The organism is Vreelandella janggokensis, assembly GCF_031451615.1.
Classification (GTDB): Bacteria; Pseudomonadota; Gammaproteobacteria; order Pseudomonadales; family Halomonadaceae; genus Vreelandella; species Vreelandella janggokensis.
The window spans coordinates 237,001-260,019 of sequence record NZ_JARWAJ010000002.1 but is presented as its reverse complement, the minus strand read 5'-3'; the positions used below and the strand labels follow the sequence as shown (position 1 = coordinate 260,019).

Below are 23,019 nucleotides of genomic sequence, written 5' to 3'. Positions count from 1 at the left end.
AGACTGCCATGTTATTTCTGATTGTTATTTTTGCGCTTATCGGCCTCGCTTTCGGCGGCCCCGTTGGTCTGCTGGTGGGTGGCGGCCTGGGCTGGTGGCTGGGGCGACGTATCAAGCGGCGTCTGAATGAGGCGCGGATGCGCATCCAGGAAGGCTTTCTGGACTCGATCTTTTCGGTCATGGGTTGCCTGTGCCAAGCCGACGGTAAGGTCACCGACGGCGAACTGGACGTCGCCGAGAAACTCTTCGACCAGATGCGCCTGCAGGGTGAACAACGCACCCGGGCACGCGCCGCCTTTGAGCGCGGCCGCAGCGACGACTTCGATCTGGACGCCGAGCTTGCCAGCGTCAACCGTCTCACCCGTCATCAGCCCGTCATGCGTCAGGTGTTTCTCCAGGTTCAGCTGTCGGCCATCGCTGCCGACGGCGTTCTGCATGACGCCGAACACGAGATGATTCTGCGCGTCGCCCGCGGCGTGGGCTGCAGCGAGACCGAAGTCCAGCAGATCGAAGCCATGTTGCACGGCGCCGCTGCCAATTCTCAGGGCGCCAGCGAAGAAGCCCTCAAAGACGCTTACCGGGTGCTGGGCGTTTCGGAAGACGCCAGCGACGCCGAGGTCAAGAAGGCCTATCGCCGCCTGATGAGCCAGAATCATCCGGACAAGCTGGCCGGCAAGGGGCTGCCCGAGAGCATGCGCGAAGTCGCCCAGGCGCGCACCAGCGAGATCAGCAACGCCTACGAGCGTATCCAAAAGTCGCGGGAATGACCCCTTCCACAGTGCACTATCGCCTTGCTTCCCCGGTCGGCGTCATTGCCGACACTCACGGGCTGCTGCGCGACGAAGCGCTTGCACTGCTCAACGACTGCGAACTGATCTTGCACCTGGGCGATGTGGGCAGCAAAGAGGAAGACAGCATCATTCTGGAGCGCCTGGAAACCATCGCCTCGGTTCACTGCGTGCGCGGCAATATCGACACGGCCGCCTGGGCGTCCCATCTACCGATGCACCAGACTATTCTGGTTAACGGCCAGCGCCTGCACCTGGTGCATCGCCTGGAGGATGCTGATCCGGCGACGCCTTGCGATGTGACGCTGCACGGACATTCCCACCAGCCGCGCAACGAGCGTCTGGATGACAGGCTGCTGTTCAACCCCGGTGCCGCCGGCAAGCGGCGTTTCAAGCTGCCGATCACCCTCGGCAAGTTATGGATCGAGCCGGATAGCGTGCGCGGTGCGATTATTCATCTGCCGCTATAAGGCGCTAGGTAGCCGTCGAATGCGGCAGCACGGCCTGGTAGACCGCCGCGTAGTGGCAGGCGCTGCCGCCAATCACGAACAGGTGCCAGATCGCGTGATTGAAGGGGATGGTGTTCACGGCGTAGAAGATAACGCCCAGGGTGTAAACGACGCCTCCACTGGCCAGCAGCACAATGCCAGTCGACGACAGGTTCGCCGCCATTTCCTCTGAAGCCAGTACGATCATCCACCCCATGAGCAGGTAAATCACCACGCGAAGCACCGCCAGGCGATTGGGCCAAAGAAGTTTGCAGACAATTCCCACCAGTGCCAGCGACCATACGGCGGTAAACAGTCCCCAGCCCGTAGGGCCGCGCATGTTAACCAGCAGAAAGGGCGTATACGTACCGGCAATCAGCAGGTAAATCGCACAGTGATCAAGCAGCTGAAAGCGCTGCTTCCACCGCCGATGGGGGATGCCGTGGTAAAGGGTAGAGGCGGTATACAGCAGAATCAGCGTCGTACCATATAGACTCAGGCTGACGATCTTCCAAGGGTCAACATGGGCCGCCAAGCTCGCCAACACCAACAACACGACCATACCGACCAGACTGAGTACCGCTCCCAGCCCGTGGGAGATGCTATTCAGGCGCTCTTCGATGACGCTGAATTTATCCTGACCAGCCAACGGTTTTTCATGCTGTTCGTTACCAAAGGTTGCCATTCTGGATGCTCCTGAGCGACCCATCACCCCTTGCGCTCAATATCCACGTCGCTTGCCTGGGTAAAATCATCCAGCGCCATCATGTGCCCAAGCTTGCCCGCCTTGGTAGTGAGGTACTGTTCGTTGTGCGGGTTCAATCCCGTGGTAATGGATAAGCGCTCGACCACATTAACACCATCACGGGTCAGGGCATCGACCTTACGCGGGTTGTTGGTCATTAACCGCAACGACGTAATATCCAGGTGGTCGAGCATCGGCACGCACAGGTCATAACGGCGCATATCGGCGCCAAAGCCCAATTGCTCGTTCGCCTCGACGGTATCGGCCCCCTGGTCTTGCAGGTGATAGGCACGAATTTTGTTCAAAAGGCCGATACCACGGCCTTCCTGACGCAAGTATAGCAGCACGCCACGGCCTTCCTCGGCAATCCGCTTGAGCGCTTCCTGTAGCTGATAGCCGCAGTCACAGCGCATCGAAAACAGGGCGTCACCGGTTAGGCACTCCGAGTGGACACGCCCCAACACCGGTTCATCGCCGGTCACATCACCCAGCGTCAAGGCGATATGATCCTTGCCTGTGGCTTCGTCTTCGAAACCATGCATGGTAAACGTGGCCCAGGGCGTGGGCAGGTGTGAAGCGGCGATGAAGCGAATGGTCACAGGTTACCTCGCTGATTAACCAAACCAGTTAACCACACCAGTGTTGGCAAAATGGTCGTGTAGTTTAGCAGGAAGCGGCGGTCGGCTCACGATTAGCGTGACGGAAAAACGTCGAGAAAAATCGGCGTGGTGCGACAATTTTTGCCATGGGTCGCGCCGCCTTGCGGTCTATCTTCCAGTACAATAGCTCCCTACAATGCGGGCAAACTTCTCAAGAGCAAGTGTCTATGAACCCCACACCTTTGCAAAACGATCGTTTTCTTCGCGCCTTGGCGCGCGAGCCCGTTGACCGCACGCCCGTGTGGATGATGCGCCAGGCAGGGCGCTATCTTCCGGAATACCGCGCTAAACGCGCCGATGCAGGTAGTTTCATGGACCTTTGCCAAAACCATGACCTGGCTTGCGAGGTAACGCTGCAGCCTCTTGAGCGTTTCCCGCTGGATGCCGCCATCCTGTTTTCGGATATCCTGACGATTCCCGACGCCATGGGCCTGGGGCTGTATTTCGAAACCGGTGAGGGCCCCAAGTTCAAAAAGACCGTGCGTACCGCTGATGAGGTCGCCGCGCTCCGCGTTCCCGATGCCGAGCGCGACCTGGATTACGTGATGCGTGCGGTGTCCACGATTCGCCGTGAGCTGAACGGCCGCATGCCGTTGATTGGCTTCTCCGGCAGCCCCTGGACACTGGCTACCTATATGGTCGAGGGCAGCTCGAGCAAAGATTTTCGCCACCTGAAAACCATGCTCTATGACACGCCGGATACCATGCACCAGTTGCTGGACACCCTGGCCCACGCGGTGACCGACTACCTCAACGCGCAGATTCGTGCGGGCGCCCAGGCGGTACAGATTTTCGATACCTGGGGCGGCGCGCTGACCACCCCGGCGTACCTCGAGTTTTCGCTGCGCTATATGGAGCAGATTGTCGCCGGGCTGATCCGCGAGCATGACGGGCGCCGGGTGCCAGTGATTCTGTTCACCAAGAATGGCGGCCAGTGGCTGGAACACATCGCTTGTGCCGGGTCCGATGCCGTGGGCATCGACTGGTCCACAGAGCTTTCCGATGCCCGCGCCCGGGTCGGCCACAAGGTCGCGCTACAGGGCAACCTGGACCCCAACGTGCTGTTCGCGCGGCCTTCCGCGATCCGCGCCGAAGTTGCCCGCGTGCTGGAAAGCTACGGTCATGGTCCCGGGCATATCTTTAACCTGGGCCACGGCATCAGCCAGTTCACCAACCCGGATCATGTCACCGCCTTCATGGAAGCGCTGCACGACCTTAGCCCGCAATATCATCAGAGCATCGCGACCCAATCAAACGATGCACATCCGGGAGCCCAGCCATGAGCAAATTACGTGACGACCAGTGGTTTACCGAAGTCTTCGATAGCCACGGCAGTGCTTTCTCGCTGAAAGTCACTGATAAACTGCTGGATGTGCAAAGCGCCTATCAGCACCTGGAAGTCTATGCCACCGAGACCTATGGCAACCTGCTGGTGCTGGACGGCTGCGTGATGCTCACCGACCGCGATAACTTTCTCTACCACGAGATGATTGCCCATCCGGCGTTGTTCACCCATCAGGCCCCCAAGCGGGTGGTGATCATTGGCGGCGGCGACTGCGGGACACTCAAAGAAGTATTGCGTCACCCTGGCGTTGAACACGTCACCCAGATAGATATCGACGAGGAAGTCACCAAAGCCTCCGAGCGCTTCTTTCCAGCGCTGGTGGAATCGAATAATGATCCCCGCGCCGAGCTGCTGTTCGCCGATGGCGTCAAGTGGGTGGACGATACCCCCGACGAGAGCATCGATGTACTGATTATCGACTCCACCGACCCGGTTGGCCCAGCCGAGGGCCTGTTTAAAACCGATTTCTTAAGGCGCTGCCATCGCATCCTTAAAGACGGCGGCGTCATGGTACAGCAGAGCGAATCGCCGCTTTACCATAGCGGCACCATCATTCGTGAACTGCGCAACGACATGCAGGAAGCCGGGTTTGACAGCGTCGCCACGTTGCCCTTCCCGCAGCCAGTGTATCCGTCCGGCTGGTGGAGCGTGACACTGGCAGGCAAAAACACCGACGTGAACACCTTTCGCGAGCAGGCAGTTGCCAACCACGACCTGCCGCTTGAGTACTACACGCTGGAAGCCCATCGCGGCGCACTGGCGTTACCACCGTTCATGCGCAGGGCCATCGCCGCCAAATAATCCCGCCAGAAGACCGCTTTTCATTATTGCCCACTGCCTCCCCGCCCCACAAAGGTGCATGGAGGGTGGGCATTTTTATTTTTTGCACCTAGACGTTCGTATCAAACGTTCGATTTATCGTTGAAAAGCGCTGAATCAGCGCCTGTACCCCTTTTGGCATCTTCCTTGCTAGGTTTAGTCACATGCTACGGCATGGATAACGATTTCAAACAATTCGAGGGAACCTACATGTTGAATAAAAAACACTTGGCGCTGCTGGTATCTGCTGGTTCGATTACCCTTGCGGGTATGACCACCGCTCAGGCCGACACGCTGGAAGATACCCGGGATAACGGCGCCGTTCGTTGCGGCGTCAGCGATGGCTTACCCGGCTTCTCGGCACCGGATGACGATGGCAATTGGCAAGGGCTTGACGTTGACGTCTGCCGCGCCGTCGCCGCCGCCGTACTCGGTGATGCCGACGCGGTTGACTACATTTCCCTCAATGCCGTAGAGCGCTTCACGGCCCTGCAGTCTGGCGAAGTGGATGTACTGTCACGCAACACCACCTGGACCACGACGCGCGACACCACGTTGGGTCTCAATTTCACCGGCGTAACGTTCTATGACGGCCAAGGCTTCATGGTGTCACGGGATCTGGGGATTACGGGCGCAGATGAGTTAAACGGTGCGTCCATCTGCATTCAGTCAGGTACCACCACCGAGCTAAACCTCGCCGACTACTTCCGTGCTAATGACATGGAATTCAACCCCATCGTATTTGATACCTCCGAACAAACCGTGGGCGGCTACCAGGCAGGACGCTGTGACGTACTGACATCCGACACTTCTCAGTTGGCCGCCCTGCGTATCCAGCTAGATAACCCTGAAGGCTCAATGATTCTTTCGGACGTGATCTCCAAAGAACCGCTGGGCCCCGTGGTACGCCAGGGCGATGATACCTGGTTCAACATCGTGAAATGGTCGCTGTTCGCCATGATCAACGCTGAAGAATACGGTGTTACCAGCGAAAATGTCGACGAGATGACATCGTCTGAAGACCCCAATGTTGCACGACTGCTCGGCCAGGATGGCAACTACGGCGAAGGCATGGGACTGGAGGCTGACTGGGCCTACAACATCATCAGCCAAGTCGGCAACTACGCTGAAAGCTTCGACCGCAACGTGGGCATGGGCTCACCGCTTGAAATTGAACGCGGTGTCAACGCCCTGTGGACTGACGGTGGCTTCCAGTATGCTCCGCCGATTCGCTAAGCGTCTCGCTTGACCCCTGGCCCGCCATGCCCTGTTGCCAGGGTATAGGCGGGCCATCTGATTGACTTTCCGTATCGCGGAGACGCCACCCATGTCTGTACGACCCAATGCTCGCCCCGTCGGCCAAAAGCCGCCGTTCTGGCGAGACCGCGCGAAGCGCGCGCTTATTTTCCAAATCCTCTTAGTCACCGCTGTGGTGGCTTTTCTTATCTATATAATCGGCAACACCCAAGCCAACCTTGAGGCTCGAGGCATCACCACTGGCTTTGGCTTTTTAAGCAACACCGCCGGCTTCGGTATTGGCCAGACCTTGATCGAGTACTCCTCCCAGAGTAGCTACGGCCGTACTTTCGTGATCGGCCTGCTTAACACGCTGCTGGTCGGTGGATTGGGTGTGTTGGCCGCCTCGATTATCGGTTTTATTGTCGGTATTGCGCGGCTTTCGCCCAATTGGCTGATCGCTAGGTTAGCCAACGCCTACATCGAAACCTTCCGTAATATTCCGCTGCTGTTGCAGATTTTCTTCTGGTACTTCGCGGTACTGCGGGCTCTACCCAGCGCCCGGGAGAGCATGGCGTTTGGCGAAGCCATCTTTCTCAATGTGCGTGGGCTATATCTGCCCCAACCGCTGTTCGAGTCAGGCTTCGGACTGATTCCTGCCACCTTTGTGGTGGCGATCGTTGCCAGTATCGCGCTGATTGTCTGGAATAAACGTCGCCATGAAGCCACCGGCAAACGCCTGCCGGTTTTCTGGATGTCCCTGGTGATTATTTTTGGTCTTCCACTACTGGTGCTCGTCGTCACGGGTGTACCGGTGACCTGGGAAATGCCGGTACTGCGCGGCTTCAACTTTGGCGGTGGCATCACCATCATTCCCGAGTTTCTAGCCCTGTGGCTGGCGCTGTCCATCTACACCGCGTCGTTCATTGCCGAAATTGTGCGTTCGGGTATTCAGGCGATCCCTCATGGGCAAACGGAAGCCGCCCAGGCACTCAGCTTGCCGCGCAAACTCGTCCTGCGTCTGGTGATCATTCCACAAGCCATGCGGGTCATTATTCCGCCGCTCACCAGTCAATACCTCAACCTGATAAAGAACTCTTCCCTGGCCACCGCCATCGGTTATCCCGATCTGGTCTCGGTGTTTGCTGGCACCACGCTCAACCAGACCGGTCAGGCCATCGAGGTGATTGCCATGACCATGGCGGTTTATCTGATCATCAGCTTGCTGGTGTCCATGTTCATGAACTGGTTCAACGCTCGCGTTGCGCTGGTCGAACGCTAGGCCGGAGACGACCTTTATGATTCACAACAAAGACATGATACCCGAGCAGCCTGCTCCGAAAGGCACCATCGGCCCCATTGCCTGGCTACGCGGCAACCTGTTCAACGGCCCCATTAATAGCCTGTTCACGCTGTTGGGCCTGTATGTCCTGTACCTGCTCGTGGTGCCCACGATCCAGTGGGCGTTTATCGATGCCAACTGGGTGGGCGATAGCCGCGAAGACTGCACACGGGCCGGCGCTTGCTGGGTATTCGTCAACGCACGCTTTTCCCAGTTTATTTATGGGCTCTATCCCAGCGAGGAGTACTGGCGCGCCAATATCGTGTTTGCCATGTTCGCCGGCATTATCGCCTGGCTGGTGATCCCCCGCCTGCCGCTCAAGCGCTGGGTGGCCGTGTTTGCCTTGCTGGCCTTCCCGGTCATCGCCTATGTGCTGCTGCACGGCGGCTATTTCGATATGCCGCGCGTTTCCACCCACCGCTGGGGTGGCTTGATGCTGACACTGCTACTGGCCAGTGTGGGGATGATTGGCGCGCTGCCTATCGGCATTGTGCTCGCCCTTGGGCGGCGTTCCCAAATGCCGATTGTCAGAACGTTCTGTGTCATTTTCATCGAGTTCTGGCGCGGCGTTCCGCTCATCACCATCCTGTTCATGGCATCAGTCATGCTGCCCTTGTTTTTGCCCACAGAGCTGAGTGTTGACCGCCTTATCCGCGCGCTGATCGGCTTGACCTTGTTCCAGAGCGCCTATATGGCGGAGGTGATTCGCGGGGGGCTGCAGGCGATCCCCAAAGGCCAGGATGAAGCAGCGGCAGCGCTGGGGATGACTTACTGGAAACGCATGGGGCTGATCATCATGCCCCAGGCGCTGAAGATGATGATTCCCGGTATCGTCAACACCTTTATCTCGCTGTTCAAGGACACCACCCTGGTGATGATCATTGGGCTGTTTGATCTGTTGGGTATTGTGCAAGCGGCGCTTTCCGACTCGCGTTGGCTGGGTTTCTCGCTAGAAGGCTATGTGTTTGCCGCGTTCGTGTTCTGGATTTTCTGTTTCAGCATGTCGCGCTACAGCCAGTACCTGGAACGCAGGCTAAATACCGGTCATAAGCAGTAGGTCGTCGACAACGCTTCATGCCGCTTTCTTTATGATTTTGAGTAGGATATCAACATGACACAAGCAGCCACCAACGATTCCGACCTGATGGTCGAGATGCATAATGTCAATAAATGGTTCGGCGATTTTCACGTGCTGCGGGACATTTACCTGGAAGTTAAACGGGGCGAGCGTATCGTAGTGTGCGGCCCCTCGGGCTCGGGTAAATCGACGCTCATTCGCTGTATCAACCACCTTGAAGAGCACCAGAAAGGGGATATCACCGTCGGCGGTGTCGCACTGACTCAAGACGTTAAGCGTATTGAACAGATTCGCCGCAGCGTCGGCATGGTGTTCCAGCACTTCAACCTGTTCCCCCATTTATCGGTGCTGGAAAACTGCTGTATTGCCCCGATGTGGGTACAGAAGAAACCCCGCAAAGAGGCCGAAGCGCTGGCAATGGAATACCTGGAACGGGTGCGCATTGCCGAACAAGCCACCAAATACCCCGGGCAGCTCTCTGGCGGCCAGCAGCAGCGCGTGGCAATTGCCCGTTCACTGTGCATGCACCCTGACGTCATGCTGTTTGACGAGCCCACCTCGGCCCTCGACCCTGAGATGATCAAGGAAGTGCTGGACGTCATGGTGGAGCTGGCCGAAGAAGGCATGACCATGATCTGTGTGACCCACGAAATGGGCTTCGCCAAAACCGTCGCTGACCGGGTGATTTTCATGGACCAGGGACAGATAATTGAAGAGAACGCGCCTGAGCCATTCTTCAACAACCCGCAGTCCGAACGTACTCAGCTGTTCTTGAGCCAGATTCTGGGGCATTAATCCACACCCTCTTCAGCAAGGCGGCTGTTGATAAGTACGTCATTATGGGCCTCGCTTGAGGCCCATAATGCTTATAAGACGTTTAAACACGCATTAAAAAACAATGTACAAAGGATCGCGACACCATGGAAAAGCTATTTATCGACCGGGCGCCCCAGCCTATCGCGCCCTTTTCCCACGCCTGCCGCGTGGGCGATCTGGTATTTATTACCGGACAAATGCCCACCGTGCCGGAAACCAACGAAATGCTGCTCGGCACTTTCACCGAACAGACCCATCGTGTCATGCAGAACCTGGCGATTGTGCTGGAGGAAGTGGGAAGCAGTTTCGAGCACGTGGTGCAGTCGCGGGTGTTTATTACCAACATGGGCCACTTCGACGAGGTCAACAGGGTCTACGCGAGCTACTTCCCGCAGCCGTTACCCACGCGTACCTGCATTGGCGTCACGGGACTCGCCGGTGGTGCCGACGTGGAAGTCGACATGATTGCCTGGATCCCACCGTCTGAAGGCAACCCTTAGGGCCCTATCAACGTAATACTGGCAGGCAATAGCGCTGCCTGTTCACGGTGCTGGCCAAGCGGTTTTCCAGCAAGCGCCGTGAGCAGGATCTGCAGCGGATCGCCGTGGCTGACCAGGGCGATGGTTTCCCCGCTGGCCGCTTGCTCCCAGTCGTCTATCACCGACCGCATGCGCTTTGCCACCGCGCTCACCGCCTCCACCTGGAGGTGCTGATGCTCGGCGTCCTGGGCATCCAATACCCATATACTGGGATAGCGTTCATCGCTCTGCCCCTCCAAATCGCCAAAATAGCGCTCCCTTAAGCGCGTCTCCACGCTTGGTGTGAGTCCAAACGCGTCGGCAATATGGGCAGCCGTTTGCGACGTGCGCAAAAAGTCCGAGTGCACCACGCGAGTGGGTATCGGCCACTGCCAGTCAGCCACCCGTTGGGCAAGTTGCTGCTCACCCTGCTCGGAAAGCCCGAAGTTCGTCACGCCGTGTTCGGGCGAGCTGACAATCACCCCCTGTTGATTCGCCTGGCTATGGCCGTGGCGTATTAGCAAATAGCGATTGCGCCAATGGTCGTAAGGCGCCTGTAAAGTATTTGACATAAGTTTGTCACAAACCCTAGATTGAAAGTGTCTACTTTCGAAAATAATCATCCTTCGCATCAAATGTCCACTTATGAAACATTTCCCGCTTTCTGAGTAGAAAATCCCAGCGAAGGGAAGCGATAACACAAAAACAACACACAACGAGGCTTATTATGACAACGCCGCTCTTTCGCAAGCGCCCGCTTGCAATGCTCACCGCTGTATCGCTATTGCCGCTCGCACTGCTATCCACCCAAGCCTACGCTGAATGTGAGCGTGGCGACCTGGCGGATATCTACTGTGACGCCGATGGGGATATGGTGGCTGACCGGCCAAGCGATGAATCGGAATGGGCCAACCCCGATACGCTGATCTTCGCCTACACCCCGGTCGAAGATCCGGCCATTTATTCGGATATCTGGCAGCCCTTTATCGACCACCTTGAGGAGGTTACCGAACGCGATGTGCGCTTCTTCGCCGTGCAGTCAAACGCCGCTCAGGTCGAAGCCATGCGCAGCGGTCGGCTGCATATTGCCGGTTTCTCCACCGGCCCCACGCCCTTTGCCGTGAATCTCGCCGGTGCAGTACCGTTTGCCTTGATGGGCTCCGACGACGGCCGATTCGGCTATACCCTGCAGCTGTTCACCCATGTCGACTCCGATATCCATGAAGTGGAAGACCTCAAGGGCAAGCGCGTCGCCCATACCTCGCCGACCTCCAACTCGGGTAACCAGGCCCCCCGCGCGTTGCTACCCGAATTTGGCATCACCCCTGGTGAAGATTATGAAGTGATCTACTCCGGCAGCCACGACCAGTCCATGCTCGGCGTTGTCGCTCAAGACTATGACGCCGCCCCGGTGGCATCGGAAGTCGTCGAGCGCATGGCCGCACGGGGTCTTTATGATGAAGAAGATGTTCGCCTGATCTACGAGTCCGACAGCTTCCCCACTACCTCGTATAACTACGCACACAACCTGCACCCGGATCTGGTCGACAAAATCGAGGAGGCCTTCTTCAGCTTTGATTTTGCGGGCACCGAACTAGGCGAAGAGTTTGAAGGCGTCGAGAAATTCATCCCTATCAATTACAAAGATAACTGGCAGGTGATTCGTACCATCCAGTCCGCTAATGGCGTGAGCTATACGCCGGAAAACCTGGAAGAGTAAAACGTTACGCACCGCCATTGGCGGTGCGGTTATTTCTCGACGATGGACGCGAACACATGCTGGAAATTACCAATCTGGTCAAACGTTATGGCCACGATGAAGCCGTGCTGAAAGGGCTTGATCTCAAGGTAGAGGGAAACAGCGTCGTTTCTATCGTAGGCGCTTCGGGGGCGGGTAAAAGCACCATGCTGAGGTGCATCAACCGCCTGGTCGAGCCGACATCCGGCTCCATCAAGCTCAACGGCAACGAGCTTGTGCACCTGAGAGGGGCGGAGCTACGTCGCGCGCGACGCAAGATTGGCATGGTATTTCAGGGTTTTAACCTGCTGGACCGGTTGACCGTGATGGAAAACGTGCTGGCCGGACGCTTGGGCTATGTGAACCTCTACCAGGCGATTTCACGCCGCTACCCTCAGTCCGATATCGAGCGTGCCTTTGTACTGATGGAGCGCGTGGGCATTGCCCACTATGCCAACAAGCGCGCCGACGAGCTTTCCGGCGGTGAGCGCCAGCGGGTCGGGGTGGTGCGCGCACTGATGCAAGAGCCTGACGTGCTGCTCGCCGATGAGCCCACCGCCTCACTCGACCCGCGTACGTCAGAGCAGATCATGGTTCTGCTGCAAAGCCTGGCAAGCGAGCTGTCGTTGCCGGTGCTGATTAATATTCACAACGTCGCCCAGGCAAAGACCTATACCGAGCGCATCGTGGGCTTACGCCACGGCAAGATGATCTTTGATGGCTTGCCCGCGGACTTCAACAAAGACGCTCTAGATGCCATCTACGGCGGCATAGACGCGCCGGACGATGCGATCACCGATACACCCGCGGAGGAACACGCTCATGACTCCGCCTGACGCCCAGGCATCAACGCCACGCACCTGGAAAAAACCACCATTTATTGCCAACCCCTTGCTGCGCTACGGCTTGATCCTCGTCGGCGTCGTCTACTTGGTCTGGGCCTTTGGCTCACTGCCGTTCAACTGGGCGCGGATTGCAGAAGGCCTTCCCCGCGCAGGGCGTATTTTCGGCGGTGGTTTCCCACCCAGTCTTGAGCGCTATGAGCTGCTGATCACAGGCTTCAAGGAAAGCTTTCAAATCGCCATCATGGCGACGCTGCTGGGCGTTTTGCTGTCGATTCCGTTTGCCGTCATGGCCGCGCGCAACATTGCACCGATGCCGATATATATCATTGGCCGGGCAGTGATCATCATCTCGCGCAGCTTCCATCCGGTCATCGTGGCGATTCTATTCGTCGCCGCCGTCGGTTTTGGTCCTCTCGCAGGGATTTTGACGCTTATCCTCTATTCGATCGGTTTTGTGGGCAAGCTCCTCGCCGAAGAGATCGAAGAAATTGACTGGGGCCAGGTCGAAGCCATGAAGGCAGCAGGTGCAGGCTACGGGGCCATTCTGTTCTATGCGGTCTTTCCGCAGATACTACCGCGCCAGGTGGGGCTTTCCATGTACCAGCTCGACAGCAACCTGCGTGCTTCTGCAGTGGTCGGGATTGTCGGCGCGGGCGGCATTGGCAGCACACTGATGAACGCCTTTGGACGCTACGATTATGATTTCGCGTTTGCGATTCTACTCGTCATCATCGCGGTCATTCTGATCAGTGAAGGCATCAGCGGCTGGGTAAGGAAAAAAATATGGTAGATCACGCTCAACAACTTGCCGACCGCGTCTGGCAGCGTCACAACCCCAGGCAGCGCCTTATCCGCTTCGCTGTGCTTCTCGCGACCGTAATGGTGGTTTTCTGGGCAGTGCGCGATATTGATATCTTCTGGCCCTGGGTGTGGGACGCGCCCAATCAGATATCCGGGCTTGGCGCCCGTATGTGGCCGCCCAGTGGCGAAGGCTTGAACAACATCATTGGCGCCCTGATCGAGACCGTGCATATTGCCACCCTCGCCACTTTCCTGACGATTTTTCTCGCCCTGCCGGTGGCCTATATTGCTGCCCAGAACACGACTCCGAACCGGGCCTGCCTGTGGTTTGGGCGTTTCATTCTCGTCTCCAGCCGCTCGGTGAACACCATTATCTGGGCACTGCTGTTCGTGGCAATTTTCGGTCCCGGGGTACTCGCCGGCATTCTGGCGATCGTGTTTCGTTCCATCGGCTTCATCGGCAAGCTGATGGGTGAGGCGATCGAGGAGATTGACCGGCGCCCGGTTGAGGCCATGGAAGCCACCGGCGCCTCCAAAGCCAAGGTGATTGCCTATGCAGTGGTCCCACAGGTCATGCCTGCCTTTTTTGCCATTGTGATTCTGCGCTGGGATATCAACATTCGTGAATCGACGGTATTGGGACTGGTGGGTGCCGGTGGTATCGGGGTTATCCTGCAAGGTTCGATTGATACCTTCGCCTGGCAGACCGTGGCCACCATCTTGATTGCCATCATCGTGCTGGTGCTGATTGGCGAGGCCGTCACGAGCCTGCTGCGGAGCAAGGTGCTTTAAGCCAAGTGTTGTTATCCAGGGTGAGCGTTTGACCTAGCGCTAAACGCTTGCCATGGTTAAGTGACCACTAACGACAAGGAGGATGCGTCACGATGACCACCTATATTGTTGTCGCTGATGCCGCGCGTGCGCGCATTTTTACCCGCGAAGCGCTGACACTCACCGAGCAGGAAAGCTTGGTACACGCCGAAGGGCGCCTGCACGAGGGCGACCTGGTCACCGACCGTCCGGGTGCCGACGTTCACGAATCCAATTCGACCAGCGCGCGCAGTTCCGGTGAAGAGGGAGCCGCCTCCAAACACGAGAACGAGCTGTTCGCCAAGCAGGTCGCCAACCACCTTTATAACGCTCGAGTAGGTAACAGCTTAGAGAAGCTCATCATGGTCGCTCCACCCAAATTCTTGGGCCTGCTGCGCGACAAGCTCGATGGCCCCACGCAAGAACTTGTGATTCATACCCTTTCCAAAGATCTGAGCAAAGCCTCGCTGACGGATATTCAAACGGCCGTGAGCGACCTGCGCTAACCCAGCGACGACATCCACCTCTCACTTGCCTAAAGAAACGATCGCTCTTGCCGATAGACGTGCGTGATCAATGACAGGGCGTGGCACCCGCGCCCTGATATGCACCTCGACTTGAGAGCGACCATGTTTGCATCCCTGCGCGCCAAGCTATTACTCACAACCCTAGTGGCGATTATCCTTGCCCTGGTCATCAATGGCATAGCCAGCTACATCACCGTCAAGCACCACAATACCCAGCAGGTTACCCGCAACCTGAACGCAGTCGTCAATGGAAATACCCTGGCGATTGACGAATGGTTTAACGCCCGATACAGCATGCTTGCCAGTGTGGATGAGGCGGCCACTAGCGACGCTCCGCTAGAAGCCCTGCGGCAATTAGCCGACTCCGGCGACTTCATGACGGCCTATATGGCCTACCCCGAGACATCTGACGCTGTATTTTCTGATGGCTGGGAGCCACCGAGCGATTACGACCCACGCCAACGCCCCTGGTACCAGGATGCTGTCGAGGCCAAAGACACGATCATCACCGCTCCTTACGTGGACGCCCAAACCGGCGGCTTAATCGTCACCTTTGCGCACCCTTACTATCAGAATGGTGAACTGGCGGCGGTGGTCGGTGGCGACATTACCATCCAGGCTGTCATCGAGATCGTTGCGAGCATTGCGCCTACCCCGTCAAGCTTTGGCTTTTTAACCACCGGCGACGGCACGCTGGTCGCTCACCCCAACGCCGAGTTGGCACTAGAGCCTTCCACCGCACTCAGCGACCAGTTGGATGCCGGTTATCTCCAGCAGATTGCGGCCAGCAACGAGCCCCAGGCCCTGACACTGGAGGGCCGTGAGATGTTGCTGCAAGGTGGCGCCGTCGGCGGCAACAGCGATTGGCACCTCATGGTGGCAATGGATGAGCACGAGGCCACCGCCGGACTACGCGGGATTGCCACCACGTCGATCATCACGCTCCTGATTGTCGCAGTGATAACCGCCATCGCGCTTAGTCTGCTGCTCAAATGGTTGCTGCGCCGTCTTTTATCGGCCCGCGATGCGATGAATGACATCGCCTCGGGCGAAGGCGACCTGACCCAGCGCCTACCGGAGGAGGGTAACGACGAGATCACCCAGATTGCCGCCGCCTTCAACCGCTTTGTGGCTACCATGGACACGGTACTGCAGGATGTGCGCTCCAGCAGTGAATCGGTCCACAACGCCGCCACGGAAATCGCCAACGGCGGCCAGGACCTGTCGCGGCGTACTGAAAACACCGCCTCCAGCCTGCAACAGACGTCTGCCTCAATGGAGGAGATCACCAGTACGGTCGAGCACACATCGACGTCCGCCAAAGAAGCCAACCAGCTATCCCAGGCGGCATCCGATGTTGCCGGCCGTGGCGGCCAGGCGGTATCAGAAGTCATCACGACGATGGAGGACATCGCCGAGTCCTCGGGCAAGATTGGCGATATCGTCTCGCTGATGAACAACATCGCCTTCCAGACCAACCTGCTGGCACTCAATGCCTCGGTAGAAGCCGCACGGGCCGGTGAACACGGCCGTGGGTTTGCTGTGGTAGCGGAAGAGGTGCGTAAGCTTGCTCAACGCAGCAATGACGCCGCCAACGATATTAAAAACCTGATCGAAGACGCCCAGGGCAAGGTCCAAAACGGTTCCAAACTGGTGCACAACGCCGGTGAAACCATGGACGACATCGTCAATAACATCACCCGTGTCACCGATGTGCTCGGCGAAATCACCTCCGCAACGACGGAGCAAAGTGACGGTATCGGTCAGGTGAACATTGCGGTGGCTGACCTTGACCGCATGACCCAGGAAAACGCGGCCATGGTGGAAGAATCGACCACCGCCGCCGAGCAGCTCAAGGATCAGGCCGACCACCTCACCGAGACCATCAGCCGCTTCAAGCTATCGAGCGGCTCAGCTCCCCAGGACACCCGTTTCAGGGCGTCCGATTCACTGCCGCAGCATGCGGTCCTAGCGCATAGAGAGAATTAACAACAATGAAATTCAAGTCTGTCCGCACCCTTATTGCCACCCTGGTTGGTGCCTGCATCCTGCTGGTCGTTGCGGCATTGGTGATCTACTCAGTCATTGCCAACGCCCGCTCACAAGCACTGGTTGAAAAACAGACGAAGGCGCTGCTCGAACGCAATATCGAGGCACGCCTGGCAGCTATCGCCTCAGCCCAGACCGAAGAAATCAGGGGCGAGCTAGAACACGCCCTGACGCTTGCCAAAAGCCTGGCGAACACCAATGCCATGCTGGGCCTGGAAGATGACGAGGGCCAGCCGTTGATGACCATGAGCCGCGAAGAGCTTTCGCGGCTTGTGCGTCAGACCGTGGTGGACAACCCCGAGCTGCTCGACGCCTTTATCGGCTGGGAGCCCGACGCCTTTGATAGCGATGACCTGTATACCGGCCGTGAGGATCAAGGTTACGGCCCCGACGGTCGCTTCATGCCGTGGTGGTACCGCACCGAAAGCGGCGATATCGAGGTGCTGGCGCTGGGCAGCGACATGGAAAACCAGCAGCGCGATGCCGATGGCATTCGGCGCGGGGAATACTATCTGTGCCCCAAAGAAACGAAGCGTACCTGCGTGGTCGACCCTCACTATTACGACTACAACGGCGAGACGTTGCTGGTTACGTCGTTCAATGCCCCCATTCTGGTCGACGGTGAGTTCCGCGGCAGCGCCGGTGTCGACCTGTCGGTGGAGTTCATTCAAAGCTTGCTGGAAGAGGCCAATCAGTCGCTCTACGATGGCGCGGGCGAAATCGCCCTGATCGCCTCGCACGGGGCATTGGCTGCGCACACCAGCGAGCCTGACCTGCTCGGCAAGCACGCTGACGAGGTGCTGGGTGAAGACCTCCAGGCCGGCATCGCCCAGGCTCAGCAAGGGGAAAATGTCCGCAGGCTCAACACAGGCCAGGGCATGACCGAGCTTTATTGGCCTTTCTCAGTCGATGAAAGCGGTAACCCCTGGGTGCTGATGATCCGGCTGCCTGAAAGTGCCGTCCTGGCCGGTCTCAATGACCTGCAGACACAGATGAAAAGCCAGCGCGAGGCCTCGACACTCGGCATGATTGGCATGGGGCTGGTCATCGCCTTGCTGGGCCTGGTGGCCAGCTGGTTGCTAGGTAGCAGCATCTCGCGTCCCCTCAAGCATTTGGCCAGCCGCATGCAGGCGATCGCTTCCGGCAACGGCGACCTGACCCAACGCCTGCCGGTACAGGGTCGTGACGAGAGCGCGGCGGTGGCAGAGCAATTCAATGCCTTTGCCGACAAGATCCAGGCCATCCTGCTTGATGTCCGACGCAGCAGTGAATCCGTCAATCACGCCGCCAATGAAATCACCCAGGGCGGTCGCGATCTTTCAAGTCGCACCGAACAAGCGGCTTCCAGTCTGCAGCAGACATCGTCTGCCATGGAGGAAATCAGCAGCACCGTGGCGCATACGACCAGCGCCTCGCAGGAGGCCAGCGGCCTTTCCAAAACTGCCTCGCAGCTGGCAGAGCGCACCGACGAAGCCTTTGGACAAGTCGTGACCACCATGGACGACATCCGCACCACATCGGCAGAGATTCAGGATATCGTCAGCGTCATCGACGGGATTGCCTTTCAGACCAATCTACTGGCGCTGAACGCCTCGGTAGAGGCCGCCCGGGCGGGTGAGCAGGGCCGTGGCTTTGCCGTGGTGGCCAATGAAGTCCGTCAGTTGGCATCGCGTGCCAGCGACGCGGCCAAGGATATTCGCCAGCGGATCGATACCTCTACCGAAAAGGTGGCAAGCGGCACGCAAATGGTGCGCGACGCCGAGGCCGCAATGCACGAGCTTGCCGAAAGTGTCTCACGAGTCACCCAGATGCTGGGCGATATCAGCACGGCGGCTGGTGAGCAGAATGACGGTATCAGCCAGGTCAGCATTGCGGTTACCGACCTGGACCAGATGACCCAGCAGAACGCCGCGCTGGTGCAGGAGTCAACCACCGCTGCCGAGCAGTTGAAAGACCAGGCCGACTATCTTGCCGAGCTGGTGGGCGGATTCACCTTGGAGGAAGACCGGGACCGGTCGGCGTTACCGGCCCCTGAAAAGCGCCGTTAAGGAGAAGAGCGCCGTTAAGGAATCGGTGGCATGGGGATGTCATCGCTACGCTTGGCGTTAGCGGTCATCTCCCGACACAGTCGCAGGAACTCGCGCACACCGGTGGTGAGGTACTTGTGGCGGTGCCAGATAAAGGTGAACTGGCGTTTAAGATCCAACTCCGGTGTGGGTAGCGGAACCAGGCTGCCTCGCCGGAAGGCATCGCGCAGCGCCAGGCGGGAGACACAACCGATCCCCATCCCCGACTCCACCGCCCGCTTGATGCCCTCGGTATGCTCAAGCTCCAGCAGCGTGTTGAAGCGACTGCGTCGGTGGCGAGCGGCGTGCTCCAGGGTCACCCGCGTCCCTGACCCCTCCTCGCGCATGATCCAGTCCTCCCGCATCAACTGTTCAAGCTCCAGGTGGGTCTTGCCCGCCAGGGGATGGCGCGGCGAACAGAAGACACACAGCTCGTCCTCGACCCACGGCTGGCTGATGATCATATCGTCATCACACGGCCCTTCGATCAACCCCAAATCCAGCGAGTGCTGACGGACGCCCTCGATAATATGCCGTGTATTGCGCACTGCCAGACGCACGCGGCTACCGGGATAACGCTGCATAAAATCGCTGATCAAAAGCGTTGCCAGATAATTGCCGATGGTCAGGGTAGCGCCAACATCCAGCGATCCCACCCCTTGCTGACCACGCAGTAATTCCTCCACCTCTTCGGCACGGTCCAAAAGCGCCACTGCCTTGGGCAGCAGTTGGAAGCCAAGGGCATTGAGCTTGAGGCGCTTGCCCACGCGATCGAGCAGTTGGCAGTCGAACTGGCGCTCCAGCTCGGCAAGTGCCGTACTGGTCGCCGACTGGGACATGGCAAGCGCGCGGGCCGCATGCGACACGCTTTCGTGTTGGGCAACCGCAACAAAGACTTCCAACTGACGCAGGGTATAGTGCATGGGGTCTGACCTTTCACCAAGACGCTATATCTATTTTAAAGATAAGCGTTATCAAGATTATTTACTTAACAGATATACCATCCTTTGCTTAGACTTGCTGGCAACTTGATATCTATTTTTTATTCTTTTTTTGAATATTCGTGGCGTTGATGGCGTCACTGACGGAGGAAATGGCATGAGTAAGTTCGCCCTGGAAGATGTCCTCAGCGTTCACCACTGGAACGACACCCTATTCAGCTTCCGCACCACCCGGGAACGCAGCCTGCGCTTCAAGACCGGCCAATTCGTCATGATTGGCCTGGAAGTCGACGGCAAACCGTTGATGCGCGCTTACTCGATTGCCAGCCCCAACTACGAAGACCACCTCGAGTTCTTCAGCATCAAAGTCCCCGACGGCCCGCTTACGTCGCGCTTACAGCACCTGCAGGTCGGCGATCAGATCATGGTCAGCCGCAAGCCGACCGGCACGCTGGTCACCGACGACCTGCTGCCCGGCCGCAACCTCTACATGCTGTCCACCGGCACTGGCCTCGCGCCCTTCCTGAGCCTGATTCAGGATCCGGAAGTCTACGAGCGGTTCGAGAAAGTCGTGTTGGTTCACGGCGTCCGCGAAGTCTCCGAGCTGGCCTATGCCGACTTTATCACCAAGGAGCTGCCCGCCCACGAGTACCTGGGTGAGGAAATCGCCGAGAAGCTGGTCTACTACCCGACCGTTACCCGTGAAGAGTTCCACACCATGGGCCGCCTGACCGACCACATCCGCACCGGCAAACTGTTCGAAGACACAGGGCTTCCGCCCATCGACCCGCGCCAGGACCGTGCAATGATTTGTGGCAGCCCGGCCATGCTCGACGACACCAGCGCGCTACTCGACGAACTGGGCCTGAACATCTCGCCACGCATGGGTGAGCCGGGCGACTACGTCATCGAACGGGCTTTTGTCGAAAAGTAACGCTCTCAACGAGTCACTCTTTCAACGAGTCACTTCCTCAACAAGTAGCTCTCTCAGCGACAACTCGCCCAATAAAAACCCCCGCCACTCGGTGCGTAACAGCATCGCTTGGCGGGGGTTTCGTGTTCTGGCGCGCGGGTCGTTATACCGCGTCTTTACCGGTCTCGCCGGTACGGATACGAATCACTTGCTCAAGCGGCATGACGAAAATCTTGCCATCGCCGATTTTGCCGGTATTCGCTACCTGGGTGATCGCCTCGATGACCTGCTCGACCATGTCGTCGTCAACCGCCACTTCGAGCTTCACTTTGGGTAGAAAATCAACCACATATTCAGCACCGCGGTATAACTCGGTGTGGCCCTTCTGACGACCAAAACCTTTGACTTCGGTGACGGTAATGCCCTGTACGCCAATGTCGGAGAGCGATTCGCGCACGTCATCAAGCTTGAATGGCTTGATAATGGCAGAGATTAGTTTCATTGCGAGATCCTCTAGCTGGGTAGCCATGATAATGAAAGATAACAAGCCTAGCGCCCTGCTCGCTATCCGTTACCTATCAGCATACACCGCTACCGGCGCAGAATAAAAAAAGCCTCCCCGTGAAGGGAGGCTAGTAACGAGCACTCGGGCTCTTCTGGTTGGCACCCAATAAGGTTTGGGCACCGACCCGTTATTTTTTGATACCGAACTCAGGGTAGGCTTCAAGACCGCACTCGGCGATATCGACGCCTTCGTACTCATCTTCTTCGCTGACGCGAATACCCATGATGGCTTTCAGGATCAGCCATACGATCAGGCTGGCAATGAAGACCCAGGCGAAGATACCCAAGATACCGATAAGCTGCGGGCCGAAAGAGGCGCCATCATTGTTCAACGGCACAGCCAGCACGCCCCAGATACCCACCACACCGTGAACGGAGATGGCACCGACTGGATCGTCCAGTTTCAGCTTATCCAGCGTGACGATGGCAGCCACCACGATCAGACCACCGATCGCACCGATAATCGTCGCACCCAGTGCCGAAGGCGACAGCGGGTCGGCAGTAATTGCCACCAGGCCAGCCAGCGCGCCGTTGAGCGCCATGGTGAGGTCCGCTTTACGGAACCACAGCTTGGCAAGAATCAGGGCGGCAATCACACCACCGGCAGCCGCGGCGTTGGTATTCACGAACACCTGGGCGACGTTGTTGGCGGAATCAACCGCGGCCAGTTTCAATTCAGAGCCGCCGTTAAAGCCGAACCAGCCCATCCACAGGATGAAGGTACCCAGCGTCGCCAGCGGCATGTTGGCACCCGGAATCGCGTGGATGGAGCCATCTTTGCCGTACTTGCCCTTACGCGGCCCCAGTACGATAACGCCTGCCAACGCGGCTGCAGCACCGGCAAGGTGCACGATGCCCGAACCGGCATAGTCAGAGTAGCCGACTTCGGCCAACCAGCCGCCGCCCCAGGTCCAGTAGCCAGACACCGGATAGATCACGGCCGTCATCACCACGGCAAATGCCAGGAAGGCCCACAGTTTCATGCGTTCGGCGACCGCACCTGAGACGATCGACATTGCGGTTGCGACAAAGACGACCTGGAAGAAGAAGTCGGAACGCATGGAGTAGTAAGGTGCGTCATCGCCACCGGCGGTAACCGCATCCACGCTATTCTCAGCGCCGATCAGGAAGCCCAGATTGGGCAGGAAGCCACCGGCGTTGCCGGAGTACATGATGTAGTAGCCCACCAGCAGGTACATGGTGCAGGCAATCGCAAACAGCGCGATATTCTTGGTGAGAATTTCAGCGGTGTTCTTGGAACGCACCAGGCCAGCTTCCAGCATGGAGAAGCCAGCGGCCATCCACATGACCAGCACACCGCAGATCAGAAAGTAAAACGTATCGAGCGCGTAGCTCAGATCAGTCAACTCATTCATTGTAAGTTCCCCGTTGAACTAAAGAAATGACCCGTAAAGCCAGGTTTAAACGGCGTCCGCACCGCGCTCACCCGTCCGAATCCGAATAACGTCTTCAAGCGGCGTGACAAATACCTTGCCGTCGCCGATCTTGCCGCTGTTGGCCGCGCTGCAGATCGCATCGAGCACGCTTTCGAGGCGACCGTCGTCCACGGCGACCTCGACTTTTACCTTGGGCAAGAAATCGACCACGTATTCAGCGCCGCGGTATAGCTCGGTATGGCCTTTTTGACGGCCGAAGCCTTTAACTTCGGTGACGGTAATGCCCTGAACACCGTTGTCGGCCAGTGCTTCGCGAACGTCGTCGAGCTTGAATGGCTTGATAATGGCGGTGATGAGTTTCATCCCGAATCTCCCCTGCTGGATTAAGGAGCGGCCGAGCCGCCCAAAAAAAGTGCCTGCTCCACTAATGCGCATACCGTGCCATCTGATTTTTTTTACTTATATTTCATTTATTTAAAGGTAATAGTGTGGGGCATACTGGCGACTCACCGCCCGCCATACACGCTAACAAGC

Annotated in this window: 24 protein-coding genes; 17 read left to right on the top strand and 7 right to left on the bottom strand. The window is 57.9% G+C overall.

The features are described 5' to 3' along the window. Window positions 1–8 precede the first annotated feature (8 nt). Both djlA and QC816_RS07970 read left to right on the top strand, forming a co-directional pair. A complete protein-coding gene (gene djlA / locus QC816_RS07975; protein ID WP_309781555.1) occupies window positions 9–767 on the top strand; it encodes a co-chaperone DjlA in 759 nt (252 codons plus the stop codon). Beyond that, window positions 764–1,258, top strand: coding sequence for a metallophosphoesterase family protein (locus QC816_RS07970; protein WP_309781554.1), 495 nt, complete (start codon window positions 764–766; stop codon window positions 1,256–1,258). Before djlA ends, QC816_RS07970 begins: the two co-directional genes overlap by 4 nt. Window positions 1,259–1,262: 4 nt before the next feature. Here the strand turns inward: QC816_RS07970 and trhA are convergent, their stop codons facing one another. Beyond that, window positions 1,263–1,961, bottom strand: a complete 699-nt coding sequence (gene trhA, locus QC816_RS07965) for a PAQR family membrane homeostasis protein TrhA (protein ID WP_309781553.1) — start codon at window positions 1,959–1,961, stop codon at window positions 1,263–1,265. Window positions 1,962–1,984: 23 nt separating this feature from the next. After that, entirely contained in the window at window positions 1,985–2,620 is a 636-nt protein-coding gene (gene ribA, locus QC816_RS07960; RefSeq protein ID WP_085919444.1) for a GTP cyclohydrolase II, read from the bottom strand. Between the two features lie 227 nt (window positions 2,621–2,847). Between ribA and hemE the strand changes: the two genes are divergently transcribed. The 7 genes from hemE (at window position 2,848) to QC816_RS07925 (ending at window position 9,816) form a co-directional block, all read left to right on the top strand. Then, window positions 2,848–3,963 (top strand): uroporphyrinogen decarboxylase, encoded by a 1,116-nt coding sequence (hemE, locus tag QC816_RS07955; RefSeq protein WP_199284227.1) that lies wholly within the window; start codon window positions 2,848–2,850, stop codon window positions 3,961–3,963. Further along, complete coding sequence (gene speE / locus QC816_RS07950) at window positions 3,960–4,826, top strand: polyamine aminopropyltransferase (protein ID WP_085919446.1); 867 nt, start codon at window positions 3,960–3,962, stop codon at window positions 4,824–4,826. Before hemE ends, speE begins: the two co-directional genes overlap by 4 nt. 228 nt (window positions 4,827–5,054) lie before the next feature. Continuing rightward, window positions 5,055–6,080, top strand: coding sequence for an amino acid ABC transporter substrate-binding protein (locus tag QC816_RS07945; RefSeq protein WP_085919504.1), 1,026 nt, complete (start codon window positions 5,055–5,057; stop codon window positions 6,078–6,080). 91 nt (window positions 6,081–6,171) lie between these two features. Next, window positions 6,172–7,362: an amino acid ABC transporter permease gene (locus tag QC816_RS07940; protein WP_085919447.1), complete on the top strand. Its 1,191-nt coding sequence runs from the start codon at window positions 6,172–6,174 to the stop codon at window positions 7,360–7,362. A 16-nt stretch (window positions 7,363–7,378) separates the two neighbouring features. Next, window positions 7,379–8,479, top strand: a complete 1,101-nt coding sequence (locus tag QC816_RS07935) for an amino acid ABC transporter permease (protein WP_085919448.1) — start codon at window positions 7,379–7,381, stop codon at window positions 8,477–8,479. A gap of 54 nt (window positions 8,480–8,533) precedes the next feature. Further along, a complete protein-coding gene (locus QC816_RS07930) occupies window positions 8,534–9,295 on the top strand; it encodes an amino acid ABC transporter ATP-binding protein (RefSeq protein WP_303393819.1) in 762 nt (253 codons plus the stop codon). 125 nt (window positions 9,296–9,420) lie between these two features. Further along, window positions 9,421–9,816 (top strand): RidA family protein, encoded by a 396-nt coding sequence (locus tag QC816_RS07925; protein ID WP_264824906.1) that lies wholly within the window; start codon window positions 9,421–9,423, stop codon window positions 9,814–9,816. Here QC816_RS07925 and QC816_RS07920 read toward each other — a convergent pair. Beyond that, on the bottom strand, window positions 9,813–10,406 hold the full coding sequence (locus QC816_RS07920; protein ID WP_309781552.1) for a histidine phosphatase family protein: 594 nt from the start codon (window positions 10,404–10,406) through the stop codon (window positions 9,813–9,815). The genes QC816_RS07925 and QC816_RS07920 overlap by 4 nt on opposite strands. A 155-nt stretch (window positions 10,407–10,561) precedes the next feature. Here QC816_RS07920 and phnD point away from each other — a divergent pair, with 155 nt between their 5' ends. The 7 genes from phnD (at window position 10,562) to QC816_RS07885 (ending at window position 18,652) form a co-directional block, all read left to right on the top strand. Further along, window positions 10,562–11,554: a phosphate/phosphite/phosphonate ABC transporter substrate-binding protein gene (gene phnD, locus QC816_RS07915; RefSeq protein ID WP_199284228.1), complete on the top strand. Its 993-nt coding sequence runs from the start codon at window positions 10,562–10,564 to the stop codon at window positions 11,552–11,554. A gap of 56 nt (window positions 11,555–11,610) precedes the next feature. Further along, complete coding sequence (gene phnC / locus QC816_RS07910; protein WP_085919452.1) at window positions 11,611–12,408, top strand: phosphonate ABC transporter ATP-binding protein; 798 nt, start codon at window positions 11,611–11,613, stop codon at window positions 12,406–12,408. Beyond that, window positions 12,395–13,207, top strand: coding sequence for a phosphonate ABC transporter, permease protein PhnE (gene phnE / locus QC816_RS07905; RefSeq protein ID WP_085919453.1), 813 nt, complete (start codon window positions 12,395–12,397; stop codon window positions 13,205–13,207). The genes phnC and phnE (QC816_RS07905) overlap by 14 nt, the downstream gene beginning before the upstream one ends. Continuing rightward, window positions 13,201–14,010: a phosphonate ABC transporter, permease protein PhnE gene (gene phnE, locus QC816_RS07900; RefSeq protein WP_085919454.1), complete on the top strand. Its 810-nt coding sequence runs from the start codon at window positions 13,201–13,203 to the stop codon at window positions 14,008–14,010. The genes phnE (QC816_RS07905) and phnE (QC816_RS07900) overlap by 7 nt, the downstream gene beginning before the upstream one ends. Before the next feature lie 92 nt (window positions 14,011–14,102). Continuing rightward, complete coding sequence (locus QC816_RS07895) at window positions 14,103–14,534, top strand: host attachment protein (protein WP_309781551.1); 432 nt, start codon at window positions 14,103–14,105, stop codon at window positions 14,532–14,534. A 123-nt stretch (window positions 14,535–14,657) separates the two neighbouring features. Then, the gene (locus QC816_RS07890; protein ID WP_309781550.1) at window positions 14,658–16,544 is read left to right on the top strand and encodes a methyl-accepting chemotaxis protein; all 1,887 of its coding nucleotides are present in this window, start codon (window positions 14,658–14,660) and stop codon (window positions 16,542–16,544) included. Window positions 16,545–16,549: 5 nt separating this feature from the next. After that, window positions 16,550–18,652, top strand: a complete 2,103-nt coding sequence (locus QC816_RS07885; RefSeq protein ID WP_309781549.1) for a methyl-accepting chemotaxis protein — start codon at window positions 16,550–16,552, stop codon at window positions 18,650–18,652. A 14-nt stretch (window positions 18,653–18,666) separates the two neighbouring features. Here the strand turns inward: QC816_RS07885 and QC816_RS07880 are convergent, their stop codons facing one another. After that, window positions 18,667–19,593, bottom strand: a complete 927-nt coding sequence (locus tag QC816_RS07880; protein ID WP_085919458.1) for a LysR family transcriptional regulator — start codon at window positions 19,591–19,593, stop codon at window positions 18,667–18,669. Window positions 19,594–19,768: 175 nt separating this feature from the next. Here QC816_RS07880 and QC816_RS07875 point away from each other — a divergent pair, with 175 nt between their 5' ends. Continuing rightward, entirely contained in the window at window positions 19,769–20,545 is a 777-nt protein-coding gene (locus tag QC816_RS07875) for a ferredoxin--NADP reductase (protein WP_199284231.1), read from the top strand. Between the two features lie 142 nt (window positions 20,546–20,687). Here QC816_RS07875 and glnK read toward each other — a convergent pair whose 3' ends face one another. The 3 genes from glnK to QC816_RS07860 form a co-directional block, all read right to left on the bottom strand. Then, a complete protein-coding gene (glnK, locus tag QC816_RS07870; protein ID WP_066320813.1) occupies window positions 20,688–21,026 on the bottom strand; it encodes a P-II family nitrogen regulator in 339 nt (112 codons plus the stop codon). Between the two features lie 190 nt (window positions 21,027–21,216). Then, window positions 21,217–22,464 (bottom strand): ammonium transporter, encoded by a 1,248-nt coding sequence (locus QC816_RS07865; protein ID WP_085919460.1) that lies wholly within the window; start codon window positions 22,462–22,464, stop codon window positions 21,217–21,219. Between the two features lie 45 nt (window positions 22,465–22,509). After that, the gene (locus tag QC816_RS07860; RefSeq protein WP_027337181.1) at window positions 22,510–22,848 is read right to left on the bottom strand and encodes a P-II family nitrogen regulator; all 339 of its coding nucleotides are present in this window, start codon (window positions 22,846–22,848) and stop codon (window positions 22,510–22,512) included. Window positions 22,849–23,019 lie beyond the last annotated feature (171 nt).